This window comes from Bordetella pseudohinzii, from assembly GCF_000657795.2.
Classification (GTDB): Bacteria; Pseudomonadota; Gammaproteobacteria; order Burkholderiales; family Burkholderiaceae_B; genus Bordetella; species Bordetella pseudohinzii.
The window spans coordinates 170929-193802 of sequence record NZ_JHEP02000002.1; the positions used below are offsets into that span (position 1 = coordinate 170929).

At 65.6% G+C, this 22874-nt stretch carries 17 protein-coding genes; 6 read left to right on the forward strand and 11 right to left on the reverse strand.

The features are described 5' to 3' along the window. Window positions 1-12: 12 nt before the first annotated feature. From odhB to L540_RS02995, 3 genes are all read right to left on the reverse strand, one after another. On the reverse strand, window positions 13-1227 hold the full coding sequence (gene odhB, locus L540_RS02985) for a 2-oxoglutarate dehydrogenase complex dihydrolipoyllysine-residue succinyltransferase (RefSeq protein ID WP_043212762.1): 1215 nt from the start codon (window positions 1225-1227) through the stop codon (window positions 13-15). A 46-nt stretch (window positions 1228-1273) separates the two neighbouring features. Next, the gene (locus tag L540_RS02990) at window positions 1274-4144 is read right to left on the reverse strand and encodes a 2-oxoglutarate dehydrogenase E1 component (protein ID WP_043212761.1); all 2871 of its coding nucleotides are present in this window, start codon (window positions 4142-4144) and stop codon (window positions 1274-1276) included. 339 nt (window positions 4145-4483) lie between these two features. Next, entirely contained in the window at window positions 4484-6523 is a 2040-nt protein-coding gene (locus L540_RS02995) for an OPT family oligopeptide transporter (RefSeq protein ID WP_043212759.1), read from the reverse strand. Between the two features lie 235 nt (window positions 6524-6758). On the opposite strand from L540_RS02995, the gene mdeB reads away from it, so the two are divergent. Beyond that, the gene (gene mdeB, locus L540_RS03000; RefSeq protein ID WP_043212756.1) at window positions 6759-9416 is read left to right on the forward strand and encodes an alpha-ketoglutarate dehydrogenase; all 2658 of its coding nucleotides are present in this window, start codon (window positions 6759-6761) and stop codon (window positions 9414-9416) included. Between the two features lie 168 nt (window positions 9417-9584). Beyond that, window positions 9585-11867: an NADP-dependent malic enzyme gene (locus tag L540_RS03005; protein WP_043212754.1), complete on the forward strand. Its 2283-nt coding sequence runs from the start codon at window positions 9585-9587 to the stop codon at window positions 11865-11867. Here the strand turns inward: L540_RS03005 and L540_RS21715 are convergent. Beyond that, complete coding sequence (locus L540_RS21715) at window positions 11864-12055, reverse strand: hypothetical protein (RefSeq protein WP_131726037.1); 192 nt, start codon at window positions 12053-12055, stop codon at window positions 11864-11866. The two genes, L540_RS03005 and L540_RS21715, sit on opposite strands and share 4 nt — an antisense overlap. On the opposite strand from L540_RS21715, the gene L540_RS03010 reads away from it, so the two are divergent. The 3 genes from L540_RS03010 (at window position 12056) to L540_RS03020 (ending at window position 15469) form a co-directional block, all read left to right on the forward strand. After that, on the forward strand, window positions 12056-14239 hold the full coding sequence (locus L540_RS03010) for a TonB-dependent receptor (protein WP_043212752.1): 2184 nt from the start codon (window positions 12056-12058) through the stop codon (window positions 14237-14239). A 9-nt stretch (window positions 14240-14248) separates the two neighbouring features. Further along, window positions 14249-14932, forward strand: a complete 684-nt coding sequence (locus L540_RS03015) for a Fe2+-dependent dioxygenase (protein WP_043212751.1) — start codon at window positions 14249-14251, stop codon at window positions 14930-14932. A gap of 84 nt (window positions 14933-15016) precedes the next feature. Continuing rightward, window positions 15017-15469 carry a DUF2214 family protein gene (locus tag L540_RS03020; protein ID WP_043212749.1) on the forward strand — a complete coding sequence of 151 codons (453 nt, stop codon included), beginning with the start codon at window positions 15017-15019 and terminating at the stop codon, window positions 15467-15469. Window positions 15470-15565: 96 nt separating this feature from the next. On the opposite strand, the gene L540_RS03025 is transcribed toward L540_RS03020, so the two are convergent. From L540_RS03025 to L540_RS03055, 7 genes are all read right to left on the reverse strand, one after another. Further along, window positions 15566-16867 (reverse strand): citrate synthase, encoded by a 1302-nt coding sequence (locus L540_RS03025; protein WP_043212746.1) that lies wholly within the window; start codon window positions 16865-16867, stop codon window positions 15566-15568. 20 nt (window positions 16868-16887) lie between these two features. Then, window positions 16888-17148 carry a succinate dehydrogenase assembly factor 2 gene (locus L540_RS03030; RefSeq protein WP_043212744.1) on the reverse strand — a complete coding sequence of 87 codons (261 nt, stop codon included), beginning with the start codon at window positions 17146-17148 and terminating at the stop codon, window positions 16888-16890. Window positions 17149-17173: 25 nt separating this feature from the next. After that, window positions 17174-17890 (reverse strand): succinate dehydrogenase iron-sulfur subunit, encoded by a 717-nt coding sequence (locus L540_RS03035; protein WP_029578642.1) that lies wholly within the window; start codon window positions 17888-17890, stop codon window positions 17174-17176. A gap of 13 nt (window positions 17891-17903) precedes the next feature. Continuing rightward, window positions 17904-19682, reverse strand: a complete 1779-nt coding sequence (sdhA, locus tag L540_RS03040; protein ID WP_043212742.1) for a succinate dehydrogenase flavoprotein subunit — start codon at window positions 19680-19682, stop codon at window positions 17904-17906. A gap of 3 nt (window positions 19683-19685) precedes the next feature. After that, entirely contained in the window at window positions 19686-20069 is a 384-nt protein-coding gene (sdhD, locus tag L540_RS03045) for a succinate dehydrogenase, hydrophobic membrane anchor protein (protein ID WP_029578644.1), read from the reverse strand. Continuing rightward, the gene (gene sdhC / locus L540_RS03050) at window positions 20069-20482 is read right to left on the reverse strand and encodes a succinate dehydrogenase, cytochrome b556 subunit (protein ID WP_029578645.1); all 414 of its coding nucleotides are present in this window, start codon (window positions 20480-20482) and stop codon (window positions 20069-20071) included. The genes sdhD and sdhC overlap by 1 nt, the downstream gene beginning before the upstream one ends. Before the next feature lie 121 nt (window positions 20483-20603). Then, window positions 20604-21383, reverse strand: a complete 780-nt coding sequence (locus L540_RS03055) for a GntR family transcriptional regulator (RefSeq protein ID WP_043212737.1) — start codon at window positions 21381-21383, stop codon at window positions 20604-20606. A gap of 320 nt (window positions 21384-21703) precedes the next feature. Between L540_RS03055 and L540_RS03060 the strand changes: the two genes are divergently transcribed. After that, window positions 21704-22693: a malate dehydrogenase gene (locus tag L540_RS03060; RefSeq protein ID WP_043212736.1), complete on the forward strand. Its 990-nt coding sequence runs from the start codon at window positions 21704-21706 to the stop codon at window positions 22691-22693. Window positions 22694-22874: the final 181 nt, after the last annotated feature.

Genomic DNA, 22874 nt, shown 5'->3' on the forward strand with positions numbered 1-22874 from the left:
CCCGAGGCTGGATTACAGGTCCAGCAGCAGGCGTTGCGGGTCTTCCAGCGCTTCCTTCATGGCGACCAGGCCCAGCACGGCTTCGCGGCCGTCGATGATGCGGTGGTCATAGGACATGGCCAGGTAGTTCATCGGGCGGATGACGATCTGGCCGTTCTCGACAACCGGACGCTCCTTGGTGGCGTGCACGCCCAGGATGGCCGATTGCGGCGGGTTGATGATCGGGGTCGAGAGCATCGAGCCGAACACGCCGCCGTTGGAGATGGAGAAGGTGCCGCCGGTCATTTCTTCGATGCCCAGCTTGCCGTCGGCGGCGCGCTTGCCAAAGTCGGCGATGGTCTTCTCGATTTCAGCGATGGTCAGCTGGTCGGCGTTGCGCAGGATGGGCACCACCAGGCCACGCGGGCTGCCGACAGCGATACCGATGTCGAAATAGCCGTGGTAGATGATGTCCTTGCCGTCGACCGAGGCGTTGATCACCGGGTACTTCTTCAAGGCGGCGACGGCGGCCTTCACGAAGAAGGACATGAAGCCCAGCTTGACGCCGTGTTCCTTCTCGAACTTGTCCTTGTACTTGTTGCGCAGGTCGATGACGGCCTGCATGTTGACCTCGTTGAAGGTCGTCAGGATGGCGTTTTCCTGTTGCGATTGCAGCAGGCGCTCGGCCACGCGGGCACGCAGGCGGCTCATGGGCACGCGCTGCTCCGGACGGCCGTCCAGCGACAGGGTCGGGGGAGCGACCGGGGCGGCCGGGGCCTTGGCGGGCGCGGCGCCGGCGGCCAGGGCATCGGCCTTGGTCACACGGCCGTCGCGGCCGCTGCCGGCCACGTTGGCGGCGTCCACGCCCTTCTCGGCGAGGATCTTGGCGGCGGCGGGCGAAGCCACGCCGGCGGCCGAGGTGCTGGCGGCGGCGGGCGCGGCGGCAGCGGCGGCCGGCGCGGCGGCAGCCGGAGCAGCGGCGGCGGCGGGCGCGGCGGCGGCCTTGGCGGCGGTGTCGATGCGGGCGATCAGCTCGCCCGAGGTCACGGTGCTGCCGTCACCCTTGACGATCTCGGCCAGCACGCCAGCCGAGGGCGCCGGCACTTCCAGCACGACCTTGTCGGTCTCGATTTCGATCAGGATCTCGTCGGCCTCGACAGCGGCGCCGGGCTGCTTCTTCCAGGTCAGCAGGGTGGCTTCCGAAACCGATTCGGACAGCTGGGGGACAACAACGTCAGTAATAGCCATGATGATGAATTCCGTTAGATAAGTATTCTGTGGTCCGCGACCGCGCTCACTTGGTCAGCATAAAGCCCTTGAACTTGGGCGCGAAAGCCTGTTCGATCAGCGCCTTCTGCTGCTCCTGGTGCTTGGCCAGGTAGCCCACGGCCGGCGAGGCCGAGGCGGCGCGCCCGGCGTAGCCCAGCTTCTGGCCTTCGGCCATGTTCTCGTACAGGTGGTGCTGGATGTAGAACCACGAACCCTGGTTCTGCGGCTCGTCCTGGACCCAGATCACTTCGGTAGCCTTCGGGTACTTGCGCAGTTCGGTTTCGAAGGCCTTGTGCGCGAAGGGGTAGAGCTGCTCGACGCGGACGATGGCGATGTTGTCGGCCTCACGTTCGCGGCGCGCGTTGACCAGGTCGTAATAGACCTTGCCCGAGCAAGCCAGCACGCGCTTGACCGAGCCGGCCTTGATGCTGTCGTCCAGTTCGCCGATGACCGGGCGGAAGCTGCCGCCGGCCAGTTCGGTGAGGGGCGAGCCCGCATCCTTGTTACGCAGCAGCGACTTGGGCGTGAAGATCACCAGCGGCTTGCGGAACGGACGGATCATCTGGCGGCGCAGCAGATGGAAGATCTGCGAGGCCGTGGTCGGCTGAACGACCTGGATGTTGTTGTCCGCGCACAGCTGCAGGAAGCGCTCGATACGGCCCGAGGAGTGCTCCGGACCCTGGCCTTCGTAGCCGTGCGGCAGCATCATGGTCAGGCCGGACTGGCGGCCCCACTTGGCTTCGCCGGCGGTGATGAACTGGTCGATCACGACCTGGGCGCCGTTGACGAAGTCGCCGAACTGGGCTTCCCAGATGGTGAGCGTATTGGGCTCGGCCGACGAATAGCCGTATTCGAAGGCCAGCACGGCCTCTTCGGACAGCACGGAATCGATCACGGTGAACGGGGCCTGGCCTTCCGAGACATTCTGCAGCGGAATATAGGTGCCGTCGTTCCAGCGCTCGCGGTTCTGGTCATGCAGCACGGCGTGGCGGTGGGTGAAGGTGCCCCGGCCCGAATCCTGGCCGGTGATGCGCACGGCATAGCCCGAGGCCACCAGGGTGGCGAAGGCCAGATGCTCGCCCATGCCCCAGTCGAGGTTCTGCTCGCCCTTGGCCATGTTGCGGCGGTCGTTCAGCAGCTTGGCCACCAGCGGGTGCACGGTGAAGCCTTCCGGAACGGTCGTGATGCGTTCGCCGATGCGCTTGAGTTCGGCCAGCGGCACCGCGGTGTCGGCCTGGTCGGTCCACTTGGCGCTCAGGAAGGGCGACCAGTCGATGGCGTACTTGCTCTTGTAGTCGGTCAGCACCGGCTCGATGGTGCGCTGGCCGTCTTCCATGAGCTGGCGGTAATCCTTGACCATCTGGTCGGCGTCGCCCTCGGCCAGCACGCCCTGCGTGGTCAGCTTGTCGGCGTACAGCTTGCGGGTGCCCGGATGGTGGCCGATGCGCTTGTACATCAGCGGCTGCGTCAGCGACGGGGTGTCCTGCTCGTTGTGGCCCAGCTTGCGGAAGCACACGATGTCCAGCACCACGTCGTGGCGGAACTGCATGCGGTAGTCCAGCGCCAGGCGCGTGGCGAACACCACGGCTTCGGGATCGTCGCCGTTGACGTGGAACACCGGGGCCTCGATCATCTTGACCACGTCGGTGCAATACAGCGTCGAACGCGAGTCACGCGGATCCGAGGTGGTGAAGCCGATCTGGTTGTTGATGACGATGTGCAGCGTGCCGCCCGTGCCGTAACCGCGCGTCTGGGCGAGGTTCAGGGTTTCCATCACGACGCCCTGGCCGGCGAAGGCCGCGTCGCCGTGCACCAGCACCGGCAGGACCTGCTTGCCTTCCTGGTCGCCGCGGCGCTCCTGGCGGGCGCGGACGCTGCCCTCGACCACCGGGTTGACGATTTCCAGGTGGGAGGGGTTGAACGCCAGCGACAGGTGCACCGGACCGCCACGGGTCGAGACATCGCTGGAAAAACCGTTGTGGTACTTCACGTCGCCGTCGGTCAGGCCTTCGGCGTGCTTGCCTTCGAATTCGGCAAACAGGTCGCCGGGCATCTTGCCCATGATGTTGACCAGCAGGTTCAGGCGGCCGCGGTGGGCCATGCCGACCACGATCTCCTGGACGCCCGAGTCACCGGCGTGGTTGACCACTTCGTCCATCGAGGCAATGAAGCTCTCGCCGCCTTCGAGCGAGAAGCGCTTCTGGCCGACGTACTTGGTGTGCAGGAAGCGCTCCAGGCCCTCGGATTCGGTCAGCTGCTGCAGGATGTGGCGCTTTTCTTCGGTCGAGAAGGCGGGCGCGGCCAGCGTCGATTCCAGGCGCTGCTGGATCCAGCGCTTGGCGGTCGGATCGGAGACATGCATGAACTCCGCGCCGATCGAGCGGCAATAGGTGTCGCGCAGCGCCTTCAGGATGTCGCGCAGCGTCATCGTGCTGGCGGTCGTGAAGTAGGTGTTGGTCGCGGAGTAGGTTTGATCGAGATCGGCTTCGGTCAGGCCGTAGAAGGCCGGATCGAGCTCGGGGATCGGGGGACGTTCCTGGCGCTTGAGCGGGTCCAGATCGGCCCAGCGCGAGCCCAGCGAACGGTAGGCGGCGATCAGCGACTGCACCGAGACCTGCTTCGAGGCCACCGACAGGTCGGGCTCGGCGGCGCGCTGCAGGAAGGCATTGGCGCGGGCGCGTTGCGCGAAGGATTCGACGATGGGAGCGTGCGCCTGATCGCGCGTGGATTCTTGCCCGTCGGTGGCCGGCGTATGCTGCAGCTGGTCAAAGTACTCGCGCCACTGATCGGGCACCGAGCCGGGGTTGTCGAGATAGGCTTCGTAAAGCTCTTCGACGTATGGGGCATTACCCCCAAACAGATAGGAGGTAGATAGGGATTCTGATTCCGTAGACATAATGTCGCTTCACCTTGACGAGTGCTTCACTCGCATACGATGCAGGAAAACCTTCCGCGACACGGGCTTCCCGGTTAGCGGATAGCAGGGGCAGAAGGCACGTACAAGCCTCGAAAGCCGTGCGATGAGTATACTCCTTCGAGTTTGCCCCCGTCTCGCTGCAATCGCATGACAGGACAGGAAAGTCGGGCATGCCGATATTCCTGGGCAGAATGCCTGCGCCAAGCTGCGGGTTACAGGCGTCTACGCGGCCCTTACGGGCGGCTTCATGGCCGCATCTCGCGGCGCGCATCCTGGCGCGCCGCCCGGCCCTGACGTGACGAGGATACGACGCCGGCCCTAGGCCGCCAAGTCCCCCCGCCCCAGCACCCGGCGGCCAAAGCCGGCCACCACCAGGGCGAAAGCCGCCAGGCCCAGCCATTGCGCCGTCCGGGCAAAATCGGGCCCGACCAGGGCCAGGGGGGCGTCCTGCTGGGTGGCCCCGATCACGGCGGCCATGAGCACGCCGACCAGGCTTTCGCCCACGATCAGTCCCGAGGCCAGCAGCACCCCGCGCCGCCGCGCCGGCGCCGCGTACTCGGCCAGGGGCCGGCCCTGCGCCCGGGCCCGTCGGCGCAGCAGCCGGTCCAGCACCCAGGCGAGGACCGCGCCGACCACGATGGGCGCGCTCACCGAGGGCGGCAGATAGATGCCTATGCCCACCGCCAGCACCGGCATGCGGGCGAGCCGGCAAGAGCGCTTGAGGAGCTGATCAAGGAGGATCAGCGCCACCCCCACCCCCATGCCGATCACTATCATGGTCCAGTTCAGGTCGCGCAGAAAGATGCCGCGCGCAATGGCCAGCATGAGTGTCGCCTGGGGCGCGGACAAGGCCCGGTCCGGATCCATGTCCGGCCTGGGCAGGGCGCCGCTGAAACCATAGGCGTTGTAGAGCAGATCCAGGACCGGGGAGATGACCGCCGCCCCGACCAGGCAGCCTATCAGCAAGGCCACCTGCTGGCGCCAGGGCGTGGCGCCCACCAGCCAGCCGGTTTTCAGGTCCTGCAGGTTGTCATTGGCGATGGAGGCCACGGCGATCACCGCGGCCGTGGTGAAAATGGCCAGCGCCGTGGCCAGGCGCAAGCCTTCGGGGCTGGCCAGCAAGCCGTCCTGGCGATGCGTGGCCACCATGAGCAGGGACACCAGCACGATGGCGACAATGCCCACCCCGGAAATCGGGCTGGTCGAGGACCCCACCAGCCCGGCCATATAGCCGCAGGCCGCCGCCACCAGGAAACCAAAGACAAAGGCGAACAGCACGGCATAGGCCACCAGCGGCCAGAGGCGGCCCTGGGCGGCGGGGGCCTGGCCCAGGAAGCTGGCGAACACCGCCACCAGGACGGCCGCCAGGCCCAGCGTGAGCAGCGCGATCCAGATACCGGGCAGATCGCGTTCGGTGCGCGGCAGCTCGCCGCGAGGCCGCCCGCCCCCGGCCAGGGAACCGAACATGGCGGCCATGCCCCGCATCATGGGCAGGAACAGCAGGGCCAAGGTCCAGATCGCGCCCACGCCGATCACCCCCGCGCCGATGAAGCGGACCTGCGAACTCCAGACCTCGGTGCCGAACGCGGCCAGGCTCTGGCCGGCGGCCGGCGCCGCCTGCAGGGTCAGCAGCGGCACGGCCACGCCCCAGGCGATGAACAGCCCGGTCAGCATGGCCAGGCCGGCGACGATGCCGATCAGATAGCCCGCGCCCAGCAGCGCCAGGGAAAAACCCATGGGCAGGCGCAGCACGGCGCCGCCCAGCGACCACCAGCCGTTGACGGCGTCGCCCAGCACGCGCAGCCCGCCGGAGGCAAAGCTGAACAGGGCGGCCACGCCGCCGCCGGCCAGGATATGGCTCATGCCGGTGGACGCCGCCGCGCCCGAGGCCGCCCGGGCGCTGCTGCCCACGCGCAGGATTTCGGCGGCCGCCACCCCTTCCGGATAGGGCAGCGGACTCTTGACCACCATCAGGTGGCGCAGGGGAATGGAAAACATCACCCCCAGCATCCCGCCGGCCGCGCAGATGGCCAGCGTCTGCCAGAACGGGAAATGCTGCCAATGCCCCAGCATCACCAGCGAAGGCAGGATGAAGATGATGGACGACAAGGTGCCGGCCGCCGAAGCCTGGGTCTGCACCATATTGTTTTCCAGGATGTTGGCCCCCGGAAACATGCGCAAGACCGACATCGAGATCACCGCGGCCGGAATGGCCGAGGAAAACGTCAGCCCGACCTTCAAGCCCAGAAAGACATTGGACGCCGTGAAAATCACCGTAATGACCGCGCCCAGCAAAACCCCGCGCACGGTCAGCTCCGGCAAGGACATCGCATCCGGAACCCGCAAACCCTCGGCCATAGCTGCTCTCCCTGTCAGCCCGGCGGGACGGCGCCGGCTGCCCACCATGGTAGCGCCGGCGGCGGCGGCGCGGTTTCAGGGGAAAGGAAAACCCGGATGGCAGCATATTCGTCCGCCAAACCGGGCTTGCGCGGCAGGCCGTGCCGCAGCGGCCCGCGCCGCCGCGCCGTTTTCGGTCACTCATGCTGGGGACTCGGATCTAGGATTACAAGAAAAAGCCCTATCGGAGACAGCCATGCCCGCCCGCCCAGCCGCCCTCGACAGCGACGCCATCGAAACCGCCGAATGGCGCGACGCCCTGAGTTCGCTGCTGCATGCCGATGGCGGCGAACGCGCCGCCTATGTGCTGCATTGCCTGCTGGAGCACGCGGACAAACTGGGCCTGCGGCTGCCGCGCCGCGTCAACACCCCCTACCTGAACACCATCGCCCCCGCCGATGAGCCGGTTTTCCCGGGCGATCTGGCGCTGGAGTCGCGCCTGGCCTGCATCAACCGCTGGAATGCCCTGGCCATGGTGGTGCGCGCCAACCAGGCGCATGGCGAACTGGGCGGCCATATCGCCAGCTATGCCTCGGCGGCCGATCTCTTCGAGGTGGGCTTCAACCATTTCTTCCGCGCGGGCTCCGCCCAGCAGGGCGGCGACCTGGTCTATATGCAGCCGCATTCGGCGCCCGGCATCTACGCCCGCGCCTTTCTGGAAGGTTTTCTCGACGAAGCGGACCTGGCGCTGTTCCGCCAGGAAATCACCGCCCGCGCCCAAGGGCGGCGCGGCCTGTCATCCTACCCCCACCCCTGGCTGATGCCGGACTTCTGGCAATTTCCCACCGGCTCCATGGGGATAGGCCCGATCAATGCCATCTACCAGGCGCGCTTCATGCGCTACCTGGAGCACCGGGGCCTGGCCGCTCCCTCCGAACGCCGCGTCTGGGGGATTTTCGGCGACGGCGAGATGGACGAGCCCGAATCCATCGCCGCCCTGACCCTGGCCGCCCGTGAAAAGCTCGACAACCTGGTGTTTGTCATCAACTGCAATCTGCAGCGCCTGGACGGCCCGGTGCGCGGCAATGGCCGCATCATCGATGAGCTGGAAACGCTGTATGCCGGCGCGGGCTGGAACGTCATCAAGCTGCTGTGGGGCGGCGACTGGGATCCGCTGCTGGCGGCCGACCGCGACGCCGCGCTGGCCCGCGCGTTCTCGCACACAGTGGATGGGCAGTTCCAGACCTTCGCCGCCAAGGACGGCGCCTACAACCGCGAACACTTCTTCGGCCAGGACCCGGCGCTGGCCGCCCTGGTCGCCGATCTGGACGACGCGGCCATCGACCGCCTGCGCCGGGGCGGCCACGACATGGTGAAGATCCATGCCGCCTATCACCGGGCCGTGCGCCATCGCGGCCAGCCCACCGTGATCCTGGCCCAGACCAAGAAGGGCTTCGGCATGGGAGAAGCCGGCCAGGGACGCATGACCACCCACCAGCAGAAAAAACTGGACGACCAGGCCCTGCTGGCATTTCGCGACCGGTTTGCCCTGCCGCTGTCCGATGAGGACTGCCTGGGCCTGCGCTTTTACCGGCCGGCCCAAGACAGCCCGGAACTGCGCCATCTGCACGCGCGGCGCCAGGCTCTGGGCGGATATATCCCGCGCCGCCCGCGCGGCGGGCAACCGCTGGCCACGCCCACGGCGGCGCAGTTCGCTCCCTTTGCCCTGCGGGCCCAGGGCAAGGAGATGTCCTCGACCATGGCGGTGGTGCGCATGCTCACCCAGCTGCTCAAACATGCCGAGCTGGGCCCGCGCATCGTACCCATCGTGGCTGACGAAGCGCGCACCTTCGGCATGGCCAATCTCTTCCGCCAGATCGGCATTTATTCCGCTCAGGGCCAGCTCTACGAACCCGAGGACATCGGTTCGGTGTTGTCATACCGCGAGGCCCGCGACGGCCAGATTCTCGAAGAAGGCATCACCGAGGCCGGGGCGATCTCCTCCTGGACGGCCGCCGGCAGCAGCTATTCCACGCATGGCCTGCCCACCCTGCCCTTCTATATCTACTACTCGATGTTCGGCTTCCAGCGCATCGGCGACCTGATCTGGGCCGCGGCCGACCAGCGTTGCCGCGGTTTTCTGGTCGGCGCGACCTCGGGGCGCAGCACCCTGGGCGGCGAAGGCCTGCAGCACCAGGACGGCGCCAGCCACCTGATCGCCTCGACCGTGCCCAATTGCCGCGCCTACGACCCTGCCTACGCCTATGAGGCGGCGGTGATCATCGAGGCGGGCATGCGCCGCATGCTGACCGAACAATGCGATGAGTTCTACTACCTGACCGTCACCAACGAAAACCTGCCCCAGCCCGATATGCCCCAGGACGCGGCGGATGGCATCCTGCGCGGCATGCACCGCGTGCGGGCGCCGTCGGCGCCGCGGCTGCGCCTGCTGGGCGCCGGCCCCATGCTGCCCGAAGCCGAGGCCGCCGCCGCGCTGCTGCAGGCGCGCCATGGCATCGAGGCCGAGGTCTGGAGCGTGACCAGCTTCAGCGAACTGGCCCGCGACGGCCGGCGCGCCGAACGCGAGGCCGCCCTCGGCCTGAACGGCCAAGCCTCATGGCTAGGGCAATGCCTGGACACCGCCCTGCCCACCGTGGCGGTCTCGGACTATGTGCGCGCCGTGCCCGAGCAGATCCGCGCCTGGGTGCCCGGCCCTTACCGCTGCCTGGGCACCGACGGTTTCGGACGCAGCGACAGCCGCCAGCGCCTGCGCGATTTCTTCGAAATCGGCGCCGAATGGGTCGTGCTGCATGCCCTGGACCTGCTGGCCGGCCAGGACGGCGCCTGGCAGGCGGCCCGGGATGCCCAGCGGCAGCGCCTGGACATCCGGAACGACGCTCCCTGGCAGTGCTGAGGCCATCACCGCGTCCGAGCCGCGCTGCATTGCAACAGCGCGGGCCCAAGCACGATTGCGCGCTTTCTGTTGAAATACGTAGTTATTCCGCAGATTTGGGACGGGTCTAGGCGCCCGTTCAACGTTTTTTCATAGTTGGCGCACGCGCGCGCACAAAGGCAGTACCTCATGGACGAAACCCTCACCAAGCTGGCGTTGGACTACCACGCCTATCCCACCCCCGGCAAAATCTCCGTCACCCCGACCAAGACGCTGGCCAACCAGGACGATCTGTCGCTGGCCTACTCGCCCGGCGTGGCCGCGGCCTGCATGGCGATCTACGACCAGGGCAACGAGGCTGCCTCGATGTACACCTCGCGCGCCAACCTGGTCGGCGTGATCACCAACGGCACGGCCGTGCTGGGCCTGGGCAATATCGGCCCGCTGGCCGCCAAGCCGGTCATGGAAGGCAAGGGCTGCCTGTTCAAGAAATTCGCCGGCATCGATGTGTTCGACATCGAACTGGCCGAAAACGACCCGGACAAACTGGTCGACATCATCGCGGCGCTGGAACCCACCCTGGGCGGCGTCAACCTCGAGGACATCAAGGCCCCCGAGTGCTTCTATATCGAGAAGAAGCTGCGCGAGCGCATGAAGATCCCCGTCTTCCATGACGATCAGCACGGCACCGCCATCATCTCGGCCGCCGCCATCCTCAACGGCCTCAAGGTGGTCGGCAAGGACATGGACAAGGTCAAGCTGGCCTGCTCGGGCGCCGGCGCCGCCGCCATTGCCTGCCTGGACCTGCTGGTGCACCTGGGCATCAAGCGCGAGAACATCTATGTGGTCGATTCGCGCGGCGTGATCTGGGAAGGCCGCGAAGAAAACATGGAGCCCAACAAGCGCCGCTACGCGCAGAAGACCGATGCGCGCACCCTGGCCGATGTGGTCAAGGACGCCGACGTCTTCCTGGGCTGCTCGACCGCGGGCGTGATGACCGGCGACATGGTCAAGACCATGGCCGCCCGGCCGCTGATCCTGGCGCTGGCCAATCCCGAGCCGGAAATCCGCCCGGAAATCGCCCGCGCCGCGCGCCCGGACTGCATCATCGCCACCGGCCGCTCGGACTATCCCAACCAGGTCAACAACGTCCTGTGCTTCCCCTTCATCTTCCGCGGCGCCTTGGACGCCGGCGCCACGCGCATCACCGAAGAGATGAAGCTGGCCTGCGTCAAGGCCATCGCCGAACTCGCCCAGGCCGAACAAAACGATGAAGTGGCCCGCGCCTACGCCGGCCAGGAACTGTCGTTCGGCCCCGAATACATCATCCCCAAGCCCTTCGATCCGCGCCTGATCGTGCAGATCGCGCCGGCCGTGGCCCAGGCGGCCGCCGATTCGGGCGTGGCCAGCCGTCCGATCGAGGACATCGAGGCCTACCGCCAGAAGCTGATGGGCTTTGTCTATCACTCGGGCCAATTGATGCGCCCGCTGTTCAAGCAGGCCAAGGCCGCGCCCAAGCGCGTGGTCTACGCCGACGGCGAAGACGAGCGCGTCCTGCGCGCCGTGCAGGTGGTGGTCGACGAGAAGCTGGCCCGTCCCATCCTGATCGGCCGTCCCGCCGTCATCGAGATGCGCATCAAGAAGTTCGGCCTGCGCCTGACCGCCGGCCAGGACATCGAGATCGTCGATCCCGAGGACGACAGCCGCTTCAATGACACCTGGCAGGCCTACTACCAGCTGCAAGGCCGCAATGGCGTCACGCCGACCGTGGCCAAGGCCATGATCCGCAAGCACAACACGCTGATCGGCGCGATGCTGCTGCGGCGCGGCGACGCCGACGCCCTGCTGTGCGGCGTGGCCAGCAAGTACGACAACCAGCTCAAGTACATCGACGAAGTCATCGGCACCAAGCCGGGCCAGACCTTCGCCGCCCTGAACGTGCTGATGCTGCCCGACCAGACGCTGTTCGTGGCCGATACCCACGTCAACGAGAACCCCTCGGCAGAAGAAGTCGCCAACATCACCATCCAGGCCGGCGAAGAAATGATGCGCTTTGGCGTGGTCCCCAAGATCGCGCTGCTGTCGCACTCCAACTTCGGCAGCCGCCCGACCGAGTCCTCGCGCAAGATGGCGCACGCCCGCCGCCTGGTGGCCGAGCGCGCGCCGCACCTGGAGGTCGACGGTGAAATGCATGCCGACGCCGCGCTGTCCGAAAAGATACGTGTGCAGGCCTATCCCGACAGCTCGCTCAAGGGTCCGGCCAATCTGCTGGTGATGCCCAATCTGGATACCGGCAACATCACCTACAACATGCTCAAGATGACCGGCAGCAACGGTGTGGCCATGGGCCCCATCCTGCTGGGCGCCGCCCGTCCGGTACACATCCTGACCACCAGCGCCACGGTGCGCCGCATCGTCAACATGACGGCGCTGGCCGTGGTGGATGCGCAGCAGGAAGCCGAAACCCGCTAACACCAGGTATCAGCAAGAAAAACCGGGGCCGCCGCCCCGGTTTTTTTTGTCCCTGGGCAATCGGACCAACGCCCAACACCAAGGAAATTTCTCTCATAAATAAAAGAATCAACTGATACCTCAGCAATCTGGCCGACCACATCATCGTGTCTCCCCGGTTCTTGAATACAAATGCGTATCAGTTGCATATGTCTACTCCTGCTATCCGTGCCACTGCCCTGCCGCCGTCCTGCCGCCTGGGCAGCGCCTTTGTCGCCCTGAGCCTGTCGGCCGCCACCAGCCATGCCGCCGCCAATCCGCCGCCAGTCGAGCTCGCTCCGGTCGAGGTCAACGCGACAGCGGGTCCCAAGGTGGATCATTCGGCCTCCCCCAAGTACACCCAACCCCTGCTCGACATCCCGCAAACCATCAACATCATCCCGGACAGCCTGATGGAGGAGCAGAACGCCCATGGCCTGCGCCAGGTGCTGTCCAATGTGTCCGGCGTGACCTTCAACGCCGGCGAAGGCGGCGGCGGTTCGGGCGACAACATCAATATCCGCGGCTTCAACGCCAGCGCCAATATCCAGTTCGACGGCCTGCGCGACAGCGCCCAGGCCTATCGCAACGACCTCTTCAACATGGAGTCGGTCGAGGTCATCAAAGGCCCCAATTCGGTCTTCGGCGGCGCGGGCACCACGGGCGGCAGCATCAACCTCATCAGCAAACGTCCCCGGCAAGAGGACTTCATCCGTGCCGAGACCGGGCTGGGCACCGACCACTATCGCCGGCTGACCCTGGACGCCAACCAGACACTGCCGGCGGCCGGCGCCGCCTGGCGCCTGAACGTCATGGCCCACGGCAATGATGTCCCCGGGCGCGGGCCGGTGGACCGCAAGCGCTGGGGTTTCGCGCCTTCGCTGAAACTGGGCCTGGACGGCCCCACGCAATGGACGCTGAGCTACTTCTACCAGACCGACCGCAACCTGCCCGACTACGGCGTGCCGGCGCGCGACGGCCGGCCTCTGGCGGGCCGCCATGCCTATTTCGGCTGGCGCAACCTGGACCGGGAGCGCGTCCATTCGCATATCGCCACCTCGGAAATCCAGCATCGTTTCGATTCCGGGCTCACCCTGCAAAACCTGACCCGCTATTCGCATCTGGACCGCGACACCGTGGTCTCGGCTTCGCACATCAACGTGGCCGGCCTGCCGGCCGGCCGCTACAAACCCGCCGGGCCGCAAGGCTATGGGCGCAACACCGCCACCACGCTGTTCGCCAACCAGACCCATCTGAACATGAAGGGCGAGCTGCTGGGGATGGCGCACGAGCTGGGCGCCGGTCTCGAACTCTCGCGGGAAACCTATCGCCTGCAGAACTCCAGCTACAACCTGGGCAGCCACTTCCCCGCCAACGGTTATCCGCTGGCCGACCCGCCCGGCTATTGGTCCGGCCCGCGCGTGCGCACGAATTCGTCGTGGCTGCGCTCCACCCTGCTCACCCGGGCGCTCTACCTCACGGACAGCATCGCCCTGGCGCCCGCCTGGGACCTGTCCCTGGGCCTGCGGCATGACTGGATCGAAGGCCGGGCGCGCGCGCCCGGCCGTTCCGCCGGCACGGAAAACCGCCATACCTCCAAGACCCGCGCCTTCAGCGGCCGCGCGGCGCTGAGCTACAAGCCCGCCGACAATGGCCGCGTCTATCTGGCCTATGGCAGCTCCTTCAACCCCTCCTCCGAAAACCTGGTCACCAATGGACGCGGCCTGAGCGCGGCCACCAGCGACCTGGCGCCCGAGCGCAACCACAGCTGGGAACTCGGCACGAAATGGGATGTGCTGGAGCGTCAGCTCGCCCTGAACGCCGCCCTCTTCCAGGTCACCAAGCAGAATGCCCGCGAACGGCAGGTCGACGGCAGCAACACCCTGAGCGGCAAGCAAAGAGTGCGCGGCCTGGAACTCGGCGCCACCGGCAAGCTGACGCCGCAATGGGAAATCTACGCCGGCTATACCTATCTGCACAGCCGCACCGTGAAGTTCGCCACCCGGCCGGCCCAGGAAGGCAAGGCGCTGGCCAATACGCCCAGCCACAGCCTGAGCCTGTGGACCAGCTATGCCTGGCCCTCCGGCTGGAAGGCCGGCTATGGCATACGCGCCGTCGGCAAGCGCGCCGTCAGCTCATCGGGCGGAGGAGACATCCCCGGCTATGCCGTGCATAGCCTGATGGTGGGCTATACCGTCAACGCCAATCTCAGCCTGCAGCTCAATGTCGACAACCTGACCAACAAGGCCTATATCGAAAGGGCGCGCCTGACCACGGGCAGCGATACGCGCTCCTCGGCGGTCGAGTTCGGCGATGGGCGATCGGCCATGTTGAGCGCTTTCTGGCGCTATTGAGACCGGCCCATGCTGCTCCACATACCGGGTGTGCTGGAGCCGGCCGTCGCGCGCCAATACCTGGCCGACCTGGAAGGCGCCGAGTGGGAGGACGGCGCCCGCACGGCGGGCTTCCAGTCCACCCTGGTCAAGCACAATCGGCAATTGCCGGCCGGCAGCGCGGTCGGCCAGCGCATCGCCGCCCATATCGAGCAGCAGTTGCTGCGCCATCCGCTGTTCATCTCGGCGGCCCTGCCCGCGCGTATCTTCCCGATGCTATTCAACCGCTACAGCGCCGGCGACGCCTTCGGCATGCATGTGGACAACGCGATCCGCTATCCGCCGGGCGAGACGCGCGGGCTGCGCACCGACCTGTCGGCCACGCTCTTTCTGTGCGAGCCGGGGCAATACGATGGCGGCGAACTGGTGATCCGCGACACCTATGGCGAGCATAGCGTCAAACTGCCGGCTGGCGACATGGTGCTCTACCCGGCCACCAGCCTGCACCGCGTGACCGAAGTCACCCGCGGCGCGCGCGTCGCGGCCTTCTTCTGGGTGCAAAGCCTGGTGCGCGACGATGGCCAGCGCACCCTGCTCTTCGAGCTGGACGGCGCCATCCAGCAAACCGCAGGCGCATTGGGCGCGGGCAGCGCGCAGGCCGTCGCCCTCACCGGCGTCTACCATAACCTGCTGCGCAGATGGGCCGACCCCTGAGCGCCAGATTCCGAGTCCCGCTGTTTTAAGGTACAAACAGCGCATGGCCGGCGCCCGCCGGCCACCAAGGACAAGGAAGTTCCCATGTTGCAAGACGCTTTGCTGGCCTGGCTGCACTATCTGGCCATCTTTCTCGTCGTGGTGCTGATCACCGCCGAATCCGTGCTGCTGCGCCCCTCATTGAGCCGCGAATCCATCGGCCGCCTGGTCAAATACGACCGGATCTACCTGCTGGCGGCCCTGCTGGCGCTGGGCACCGGCGTGCTGCGCTTTGCCTTCGGAGCCAAGGGCGGGCTCTTCTACATGGTCAATCCCTGGTTCCACGCCAAGCTCACGGTGTTCATCATCATCGGCCTCTGTTCGATCAAGCCGACGCTGACCTATCTGCGTTGGCGCGACGCGGCCGCCAAGGATGCGGGCTTCCTGCCTTCGGCCGAGGCCATACGCGGCGCGCGCCGCTGGGTGCTGATCGAGGCGCACCTGCTTATCCTGCTGCCGCTGTTCGCGGCGCTGATGGCCCGCGGCATCGGCATCTGAGGTCACGCCCCGCCCCCGACCGGCCGCCCACGAAAAAGCCCGGCCAAGGCCGGGCTTTTGCGCCGGCCGCCTGCAACAGGCGGCCAGGGACTGCGATCAGCGCTTCGGAACGTTGCGCACGACCGAGCCGGTGTAGAGCTGGCGCGGACGGCCGATCTTGTAGTCGGGATCGGACAGCATTTCGTTCCACTGGGCGATCCAGCCCACCGTGCGGGCCAGCGCGAAGATGGCCGTGAACAGCGAGGTCGGGATGCCGATGGCGCGCTGCACGATGCCCGAGTAGAAGTCCACGTTGGGGTAGAGCTTGCGCTGCACGAAGTAGTCGTCTTCGAGGGCGATGCGCTCCAGTTCCATGGCCAGCTTGAACAGCGGGTCGTTTTCCAGGCCCAGGGCGCCGAGCACTTCCTTGCAGGTTTCCTGCATGAGCTTGGCGCGCGGATCGTAGTTCTTGTAGACACGGTGGCCAAAGCCCATCAGGCGCACGCCCGAGTTCTTGTCCTTGACCTTTTCCATGAACTCGCCGACCTTGGCCACGCCGCCGTTGGCCTGAAGGTCTTCGAGCATCTGCAGGCAGGCTTCGTTGGCGCCGCCGTGGGCCGGACCCCACAGGCAGGCCACGCCGGCGGCGATGGCGGCGAAGGGGTTGGTGCCCGACGAACCGCACAGACGCACGGTCGAGGTCGAGGCGTTCTGCTCGTGATCGGCATGCAGGATGAAGATGCGGTCCAGCGCGCGCTCGACCACTTCGTTGACCTTGTACTCTTCGCAAGGCGTGGCGAACATCATGCGCAGGAAGTTGCCGGTGTACGACAGGTCGTTCTGCGGATAGATGAAGGGCTGGCCTTGCGAATACTTGTACGCCATGGCGACCAGCGTCGGCATCTTGGCGATCAGGCGGATCGCGGAGACGTGGCGATGCTGGGCGTTGGTGATGTCGGTGGAGTCGTGATAGAAGGCCGACAGCGCGCCCACCAGGCCGGTCAGCACGGCCATGGGGTGAGCATCGCGGCGGAAGCCGCGCAGGAAGAAATGCAGCTGCTCGTTGACCATCGTGTGATGGGTCACTTGCGAGTCGAAATCGGTCTTCTGTTCGCCGTTGGGCAGCTCGCCATTCAGGATCAGGTAGCAGATGTCGAGGAAGTCGCAATTGACGGCCAGCTGTTCGATCGGATAGCCGCGATACAGCAGTTCGCCCTTGTCGCCGTCGATATAGGTAATGCCCGAGGAAGTCGCAGCGGTCGACATGAAGCCGGGGTCATAGGTGAACATGCCCGTCTGGCCATACAGCTTGCGGATGTCGATGACATCCGGGCCGAGGGTGCCCTTGTACACCGGGAGTTCGATAGGTGCGCTGCCATCCGATAGGGATAGAGTGGCTTTTTTGTCAGACAGGTTCATCGCTGTTTCCTCGTAATGAATCAGAGCTCTCGCATCCGGGCAATGATGGCGCGCAGCCTGGGGGTGTCCAATGCGCCCTCCAGCTCCTTGCGCGCCAGCAGCAGGTCGAGCAGATCGTTGTCTGCAAGCTCGAAGAGCTGCGTTAGCGCCGATACGTCTTCGTCGGTAAGCTGGAGTTCATTGGCATCCAGGTACCGGGTGATGATGAGGTCGTTCTCGAGCAAGCCACGGCGCGCGCGCCAGCGTAGCCGAGCCCTTTGCAATTCCGTGAGCTTGCTCATTGAAGGCCTTCGATACTAATAACCACTAGACCGTGCGCCGGACCATCAGTTCCTTGATCTTGCCGATCGCCTTGGTCGGGTTCAGCCCCTTGGGACAGACGTCGACACAGTTCATGATCGTGTGGCAGCGGAACAGGCGGTACGGGTCTTCCAGGTTGTCCAGACGGCGGCCAGTGGCCTCATCGCGGCTGTCGGCGATGAAGCGATAGGCTTGCAGCAGGCCGGCGGGGCCGACGAACTTGTCCGGATTCCACCAGAACGACGGGCAGGACGTCGAGCAGCAGGCGCACAGAATGCACTCGTACAGGCCGTCCAGCTCTTCGCGCGCTTCCGGCGACTGCAGGCGCTCGCGCTCGGGCGGCGGCGTGTCGTTGATCAGGAAGGGGCTGACCGAGTGGTATTGGTTGAAAAAGTGCGTCATGTCCACGATCAGGTCGCGGATCACGGGCAGACCGGGCAGCGGCTTCAGGACGATGGGTTCCTTCAGCTCGCGCAGGTTGGTCGTGCAGGCCAGGCCGTTCTTGCCATTGATGTTCATGGCGTCGGAGCCGCAGACGCCCTCGCGGCAGGACCGGCGCAGGGCCAGGCTGTCGTCGACGTCATTCTTGATGCGCACCAGCGCATCGAGCAGCATCTTGTCGGTCGGCTGGAGCTCGACTTCCAGCTTCTGCATATAGGGACGCTCGTCCTTGTCCGGATCGTAGCGGTAGATTTCGAATTTAACGATTCGTTTGGTGCTCATACCGGCATCCTGCTTAGAAAGTACGGGCCTTGGGCGGGAAGGATTCGACCGTCAGAGGCTTCATCTGAACCGGCTTGTAATCCAGGCGGCTGCCTTCGGAATACCAGAGCGTGTGCTTGAGCCAGTTTTCGTCGTCGCGGTTCGGGAAGTCGTTCAGGGCGTGCGCGCCACGGCTTTCGGTGCGGTTGGCGGCCGACTTGATGGTGGCGCGAGCCACTTCGGTCATGTTGGCCAGCTCCAGCGCCTCGACGCGGGCGGTGTTGAACACCTTGGACTTGTCCTTGAAGTAGATGCTGCCGGCCACCTTGGCCAGGTCTTCGATCTGCTCGACGCCTTCGTTGAGCAGATCCAGCGTGCGGAACACGCCGCAGTGACGCTGCATCGACATGCGGATGGCGTTGGCCACGTCCTGGGTCTTTTCCCCGGAGGTGCGCGCTTCCAGCTTGCTGACGCGGTCCATCGAGAAGTCGACGGCTTCCTTGGGCACGGGCTTGTGGGCGTGCTGGCGCTCGGGATGCGAGTTGACGATGTGGTTGCCCGTGGCGCGGCCGAAGACGATCAGGTCCAGCAGCGAGTTGGTGCCCAGGCGGTTGGCGCCGTGCACCGACACCGCCGCGCATTCGCCGATAGCGTACAGGCCGTTGACGATCTTGTTTTCGCCGTTGACGCGCTCGAGCACCTGGCCGTGATAGTTGGCCGGAATGCCGCCCATCTGGTAGTGGATGGTCGGCACGACAGGGATCGGTTCCTTGATGGGATCGACGTTGCCGAACTTGATGGCGATTTCACGGATGGAGGGCAGGCGCTTGTTGATCACGTCGGCGCCGAGGTGATCGAGCTTGAGCACCACATAGCTGCCGTCCGGACCGCAACCGCGGCCTTCCTTGATTTCCTGGTCCATCGAGCGCGACACGAAGTCGCGCGGCGCCAAGTCCTTGAGCGTGGGCGCATAGCGCTCCATGAAGCGCTCGCCGTCCTTGTTCAGCAGGATGCCGCCTTCGCCGCGCACGCCTTCGGTGATCAGCACGCCCGCGCCGGCCACGCCGGTGGGGTGGAATTGCCAGAACTCCATGTCCTGCAGGGGGATGCCCGCGCGCGCCGCCATGCCCAGGCCGTCACCGGTGTTGATGAAGGCGTTGGTCGAGGCCGCCCAGATGCGGCCGGCGCCGCCGGTGGCCAGCACCGTAGTCTTGGCTTCGAGGATGTAGATGTCGCCGGTTTCCATTTCGAGGGCGGTCACGCCCACGACATCGCCGTCTTCGTTGCGCAGCAGATCCAGGGCCATCCACTCGACGAAGAACTTCGTGCGGGCGGCGACGTTGCGCTGGTACAGCGTGTGCAGCAGGGCGTGGCCGGTGCGGTCGGCCGCGGCACAGGCGCGCTGCACGGGCTTCTCGCCGAAGTTGGCGGTGTGGCCGCCGAAGGGGCGCTGGTAGATGGTGCCGTCCGGATTGCGGTCAAACGGCATGCCGAAGTGCTCAAGCTCGTAGACGGCATTGGGCGCTTCGCGGCACATGAACTCGATGGCATCCTGGTCGCCCAGCCAGTCCGACCCCTTGACGGTGTCGTACATGTGCCAGTACCAGTTGTCTTCGCTCATGTTGCCCAGCGAGGCGCTCACGCCGCCCTGCGCGGCAACGGTGTGCGAGCGCGTGGGGAACACTTTGGACAGGACCGCCACCGACAGTCCCGCCTGGGACAGTTGCAGCGAACAGCGCATGCCGGCTCCGCCGGCGCCCACGACCACCACGTCAAATTGGCGGCGCGGCAATGAATTCATGACAGCGACCACGGCTTAGATTCTCCAGATGATTTGCGCGAAGTACACGACCGTGCCAACGAGCCAGAGGATGGTCAGCACTTGCAGCAGCAGGCGAACGCCCACCGGCCGTACATAGTCCATCCAGATGTCGCGCACGCCGATCCAGGCATGCCAGGCCAGCGCAAAGAAAGCGAGCGAGGCCAGGATCTGGCCCAGGGGAAGCGCGAAGACATGGAAGGTGAACAGGGCCTTCCAGTTTTCATAGGTGTAGGCCGGCATGACCAGCAGGCCGATGATCAGCACCAGGGTGTAGACAGCCATGATGATGGCCGTCAGGCGCTGGGCGATGAAATCCACCGTGCCGTAATGCGCGCCGACGACGAGGCGCTTGGGGCCGAAGTTCTTGGTGTCTTGCATTACAGGACTCCGAACAATTTGAGAGCGAACACCAGGGTCAGGACCAGGCTGACCGCGAACACGGCTGCGGCGCTCTTGCGGCTCGAAGCCTTGTCGATGCCGATGTGCAGGTCAAGGACCAGGTAGCGGATACCGGCACAGAAGTGGTGCAGATAGCCCCAGATCAGCACGAGGAGCACGAGCTTGACCAAGGGATTGGCCGCATATTGGGCCACTTGCGCGAAGCTTTCCGGCGAGGTCACGCTGGCCGCGAACAGCGGCACGATGACCAAGGGCAGACAGAGAAAGAGCAAGGCGCCGCTGACGCGATGCAGGATGGACAGTTTGCCGGCCAGGGGCAGGCGATAACTGAGGATTTGCGGAACGCTGATATTGCGAAACTGTGGACGCGGCTTGGCAGCTGAGTCGGACATGACGGCCTCGGTGTTTCGGAACTAGGGAATCGTGACGGCGGAAACGCCATTGCCCAAATGGGCAAACAAGCTATTTTCGCTCAGAGAGCGGGTTCGTATCAAATCGTAGGGAAAAAGCTCATCAATTCAAACTATTGCGGTAGTGATAGTGATCGGTAAGGTACAAACCGCGGCGCACTTCCATAGGCCGGTCGCCATAGGTGTACGAAATGCGGTCCACCTGCAAGAGCGGCGTACCCGGCGTAACGTGCAGCAACGCGGCAATCTCCTCGGAGGCCGCCACGGCACGGATTTTTTCGTCGGCACGGACCATGCTGACGCCGAACTCGGACTCGAACAAGCCGTAGAGCGGCACCCGCTTGGCCTTGAGCAAATCCAGCGTCAGGCCGCGGAAGGCCGCGCCAGGCACCCAGATGTCGTCGATGATGACCGGCGCCTGGTTCATGGCCAGCTGCCGGCGGATGGAAACCACGGTTTCACCGGCCCGCAGCTCCAGCGCGCGGGCGATCTCGGCCGGGGCCCTGATCCGCCGGCATTCCAGGATGCGGTTTTCGGCGCGGCCGCCCTCGCCGGCCTCGTCGGGGGCCAGGCGCAGAAAGCGATAGCGCACGCGGGCCTCGTGATGCGTGGCCACGAAGGTGCCCTTGCCCTGGCGGCGCAGCAGCATGTGCTCGGCGGCCAATTCGTCGACAGCCTTGCGCACCGTGCCCTGGCTTACCTGGAAGCGGGCGGCGAGATCGATTTCGGAGGGGATGAGTTCGCCGGGTTTCCATTCGCCTCGTTCGAGGCTCTGGACCAGCAGATCCTTGATCTGGCGATACAGCGGACTGAAAGCCGCGCCCTCGCCCGCCTGCCGGGCAGTGCGGGTGCGTAGCGGAGAGTCGGGCCGGGGATCTGCCATGGATCGTCTTGAATTCTTCATATTTGCCCGGCCTGCCGGGGACGGACCCGAAGCGTTACGCTAGGACCTGCCTGCGTGGAGGCCAACAGCGCCGATGCGGGCTGGCCCGGTGTCGGGCAAACGCACTATTGTGGCACAAGCCCACCCATTATGTCCAACGTCTTATGTCTTATATAAGATATAAGATAAATTGACGCTTGGGTAAATTCGATCTAGGATTTCGGGCTGTCGGAGCGCCGTGTCAGACCGAGTTCGGCGGGCTCCAAGGATTACACTGTCAGGCGCGATTCATCTCGCCCGTCCATATTTGGAGAACATACATGTCTAAGCCCGCCATGCGAGTCGCCGTCACCGGCGCCGCCGGCCAAATTGGTTACGCCCTGCTGTTCCGCATCGCTTCCGGCGAAATGCTCGGCAAGGACCAGCCGGTCATCCTGCAACTGCTCGAAATCCCCGACGAGAAGGCCCAGAAGGCGCTCAAGGGCGTGATCATGGAGCTGGAAGACTGCGCCTTCCCGCTGCTGCAGGAAGTCACCGCCCACAGCGATCCGAAGACCGCCTTCAAGGATGCCGACGTGGCCCTGCTGGTCGGCGCCCGTCCGCGCGGCCCCGGCATGGAGCGCAAGGACCTGCTGACCGTCAACGCCCAGATCTTCACCGCCCAGGGCCGCGCCCTGAACGAAGTGGCCAGCCGCAACGTCAAGGTGCTGGTGGTCGGCAATCCGGCCAACACCAATGCCTACATCGCCATGAAGTCGGCGCCGGACCTGCCCGCCAAGAACTTCACCGCCATGCTGCGCCTGGACCATAACCGCGCCCTGTCGCAACTGGCCGCCAAGTCGGGCAAGGCCGTGGCCGGCATCGAGAAGCTGATCGTCTGGGGCAACCACTCGCCCACGATGTACCCCGACTACCGCTTCGCCACCGTTGACGGCCAGCCGCTGGCCAAGCTGATCAACGACGAAGCCTGGAACCGCGACGTGTTCATCCCCACCGTGGGCAAGCGCGGCGCCGCCATCATCGAAGCCCGCGGCCTGTCCTCGGCCGCTTCGGCCGCCAACGCCGCCATCGACCACGTCCGCGACTGGGTCCTGGGCAGCAATGGCAAGTGGGTCACCATGGGCATCCCCTCGGATGGCTCCTACGGCATCCCCGAAGGCATCATCTACGGTTTCCCGGTCACCACGGTCAATGGCGAATACACCATGATCAAGGACCTGGAAGTCGACGCCTTCTCCCGCGAGCGCATGGACTTCACGCTCAAGGAACTGCTCGAAGAGCGTGACGGCATCAAAGACCTGCTGAAGTAATTCAGCCTGCTCCGGATTGGGCCCGCTTGCGCGGGCCCAATTTCCAGGGGCCTGTGCCGGAGCATCGGTGTGTCCCTTTCGATTGTCGCCAAGGGGACAGATTTATTTTCCGGACGCCGCTAGGGTGTGGCCAAAGACGCCCCCCTCGCCCAAAAAAACCGCCTGCCCGCGCGAGGCCGGC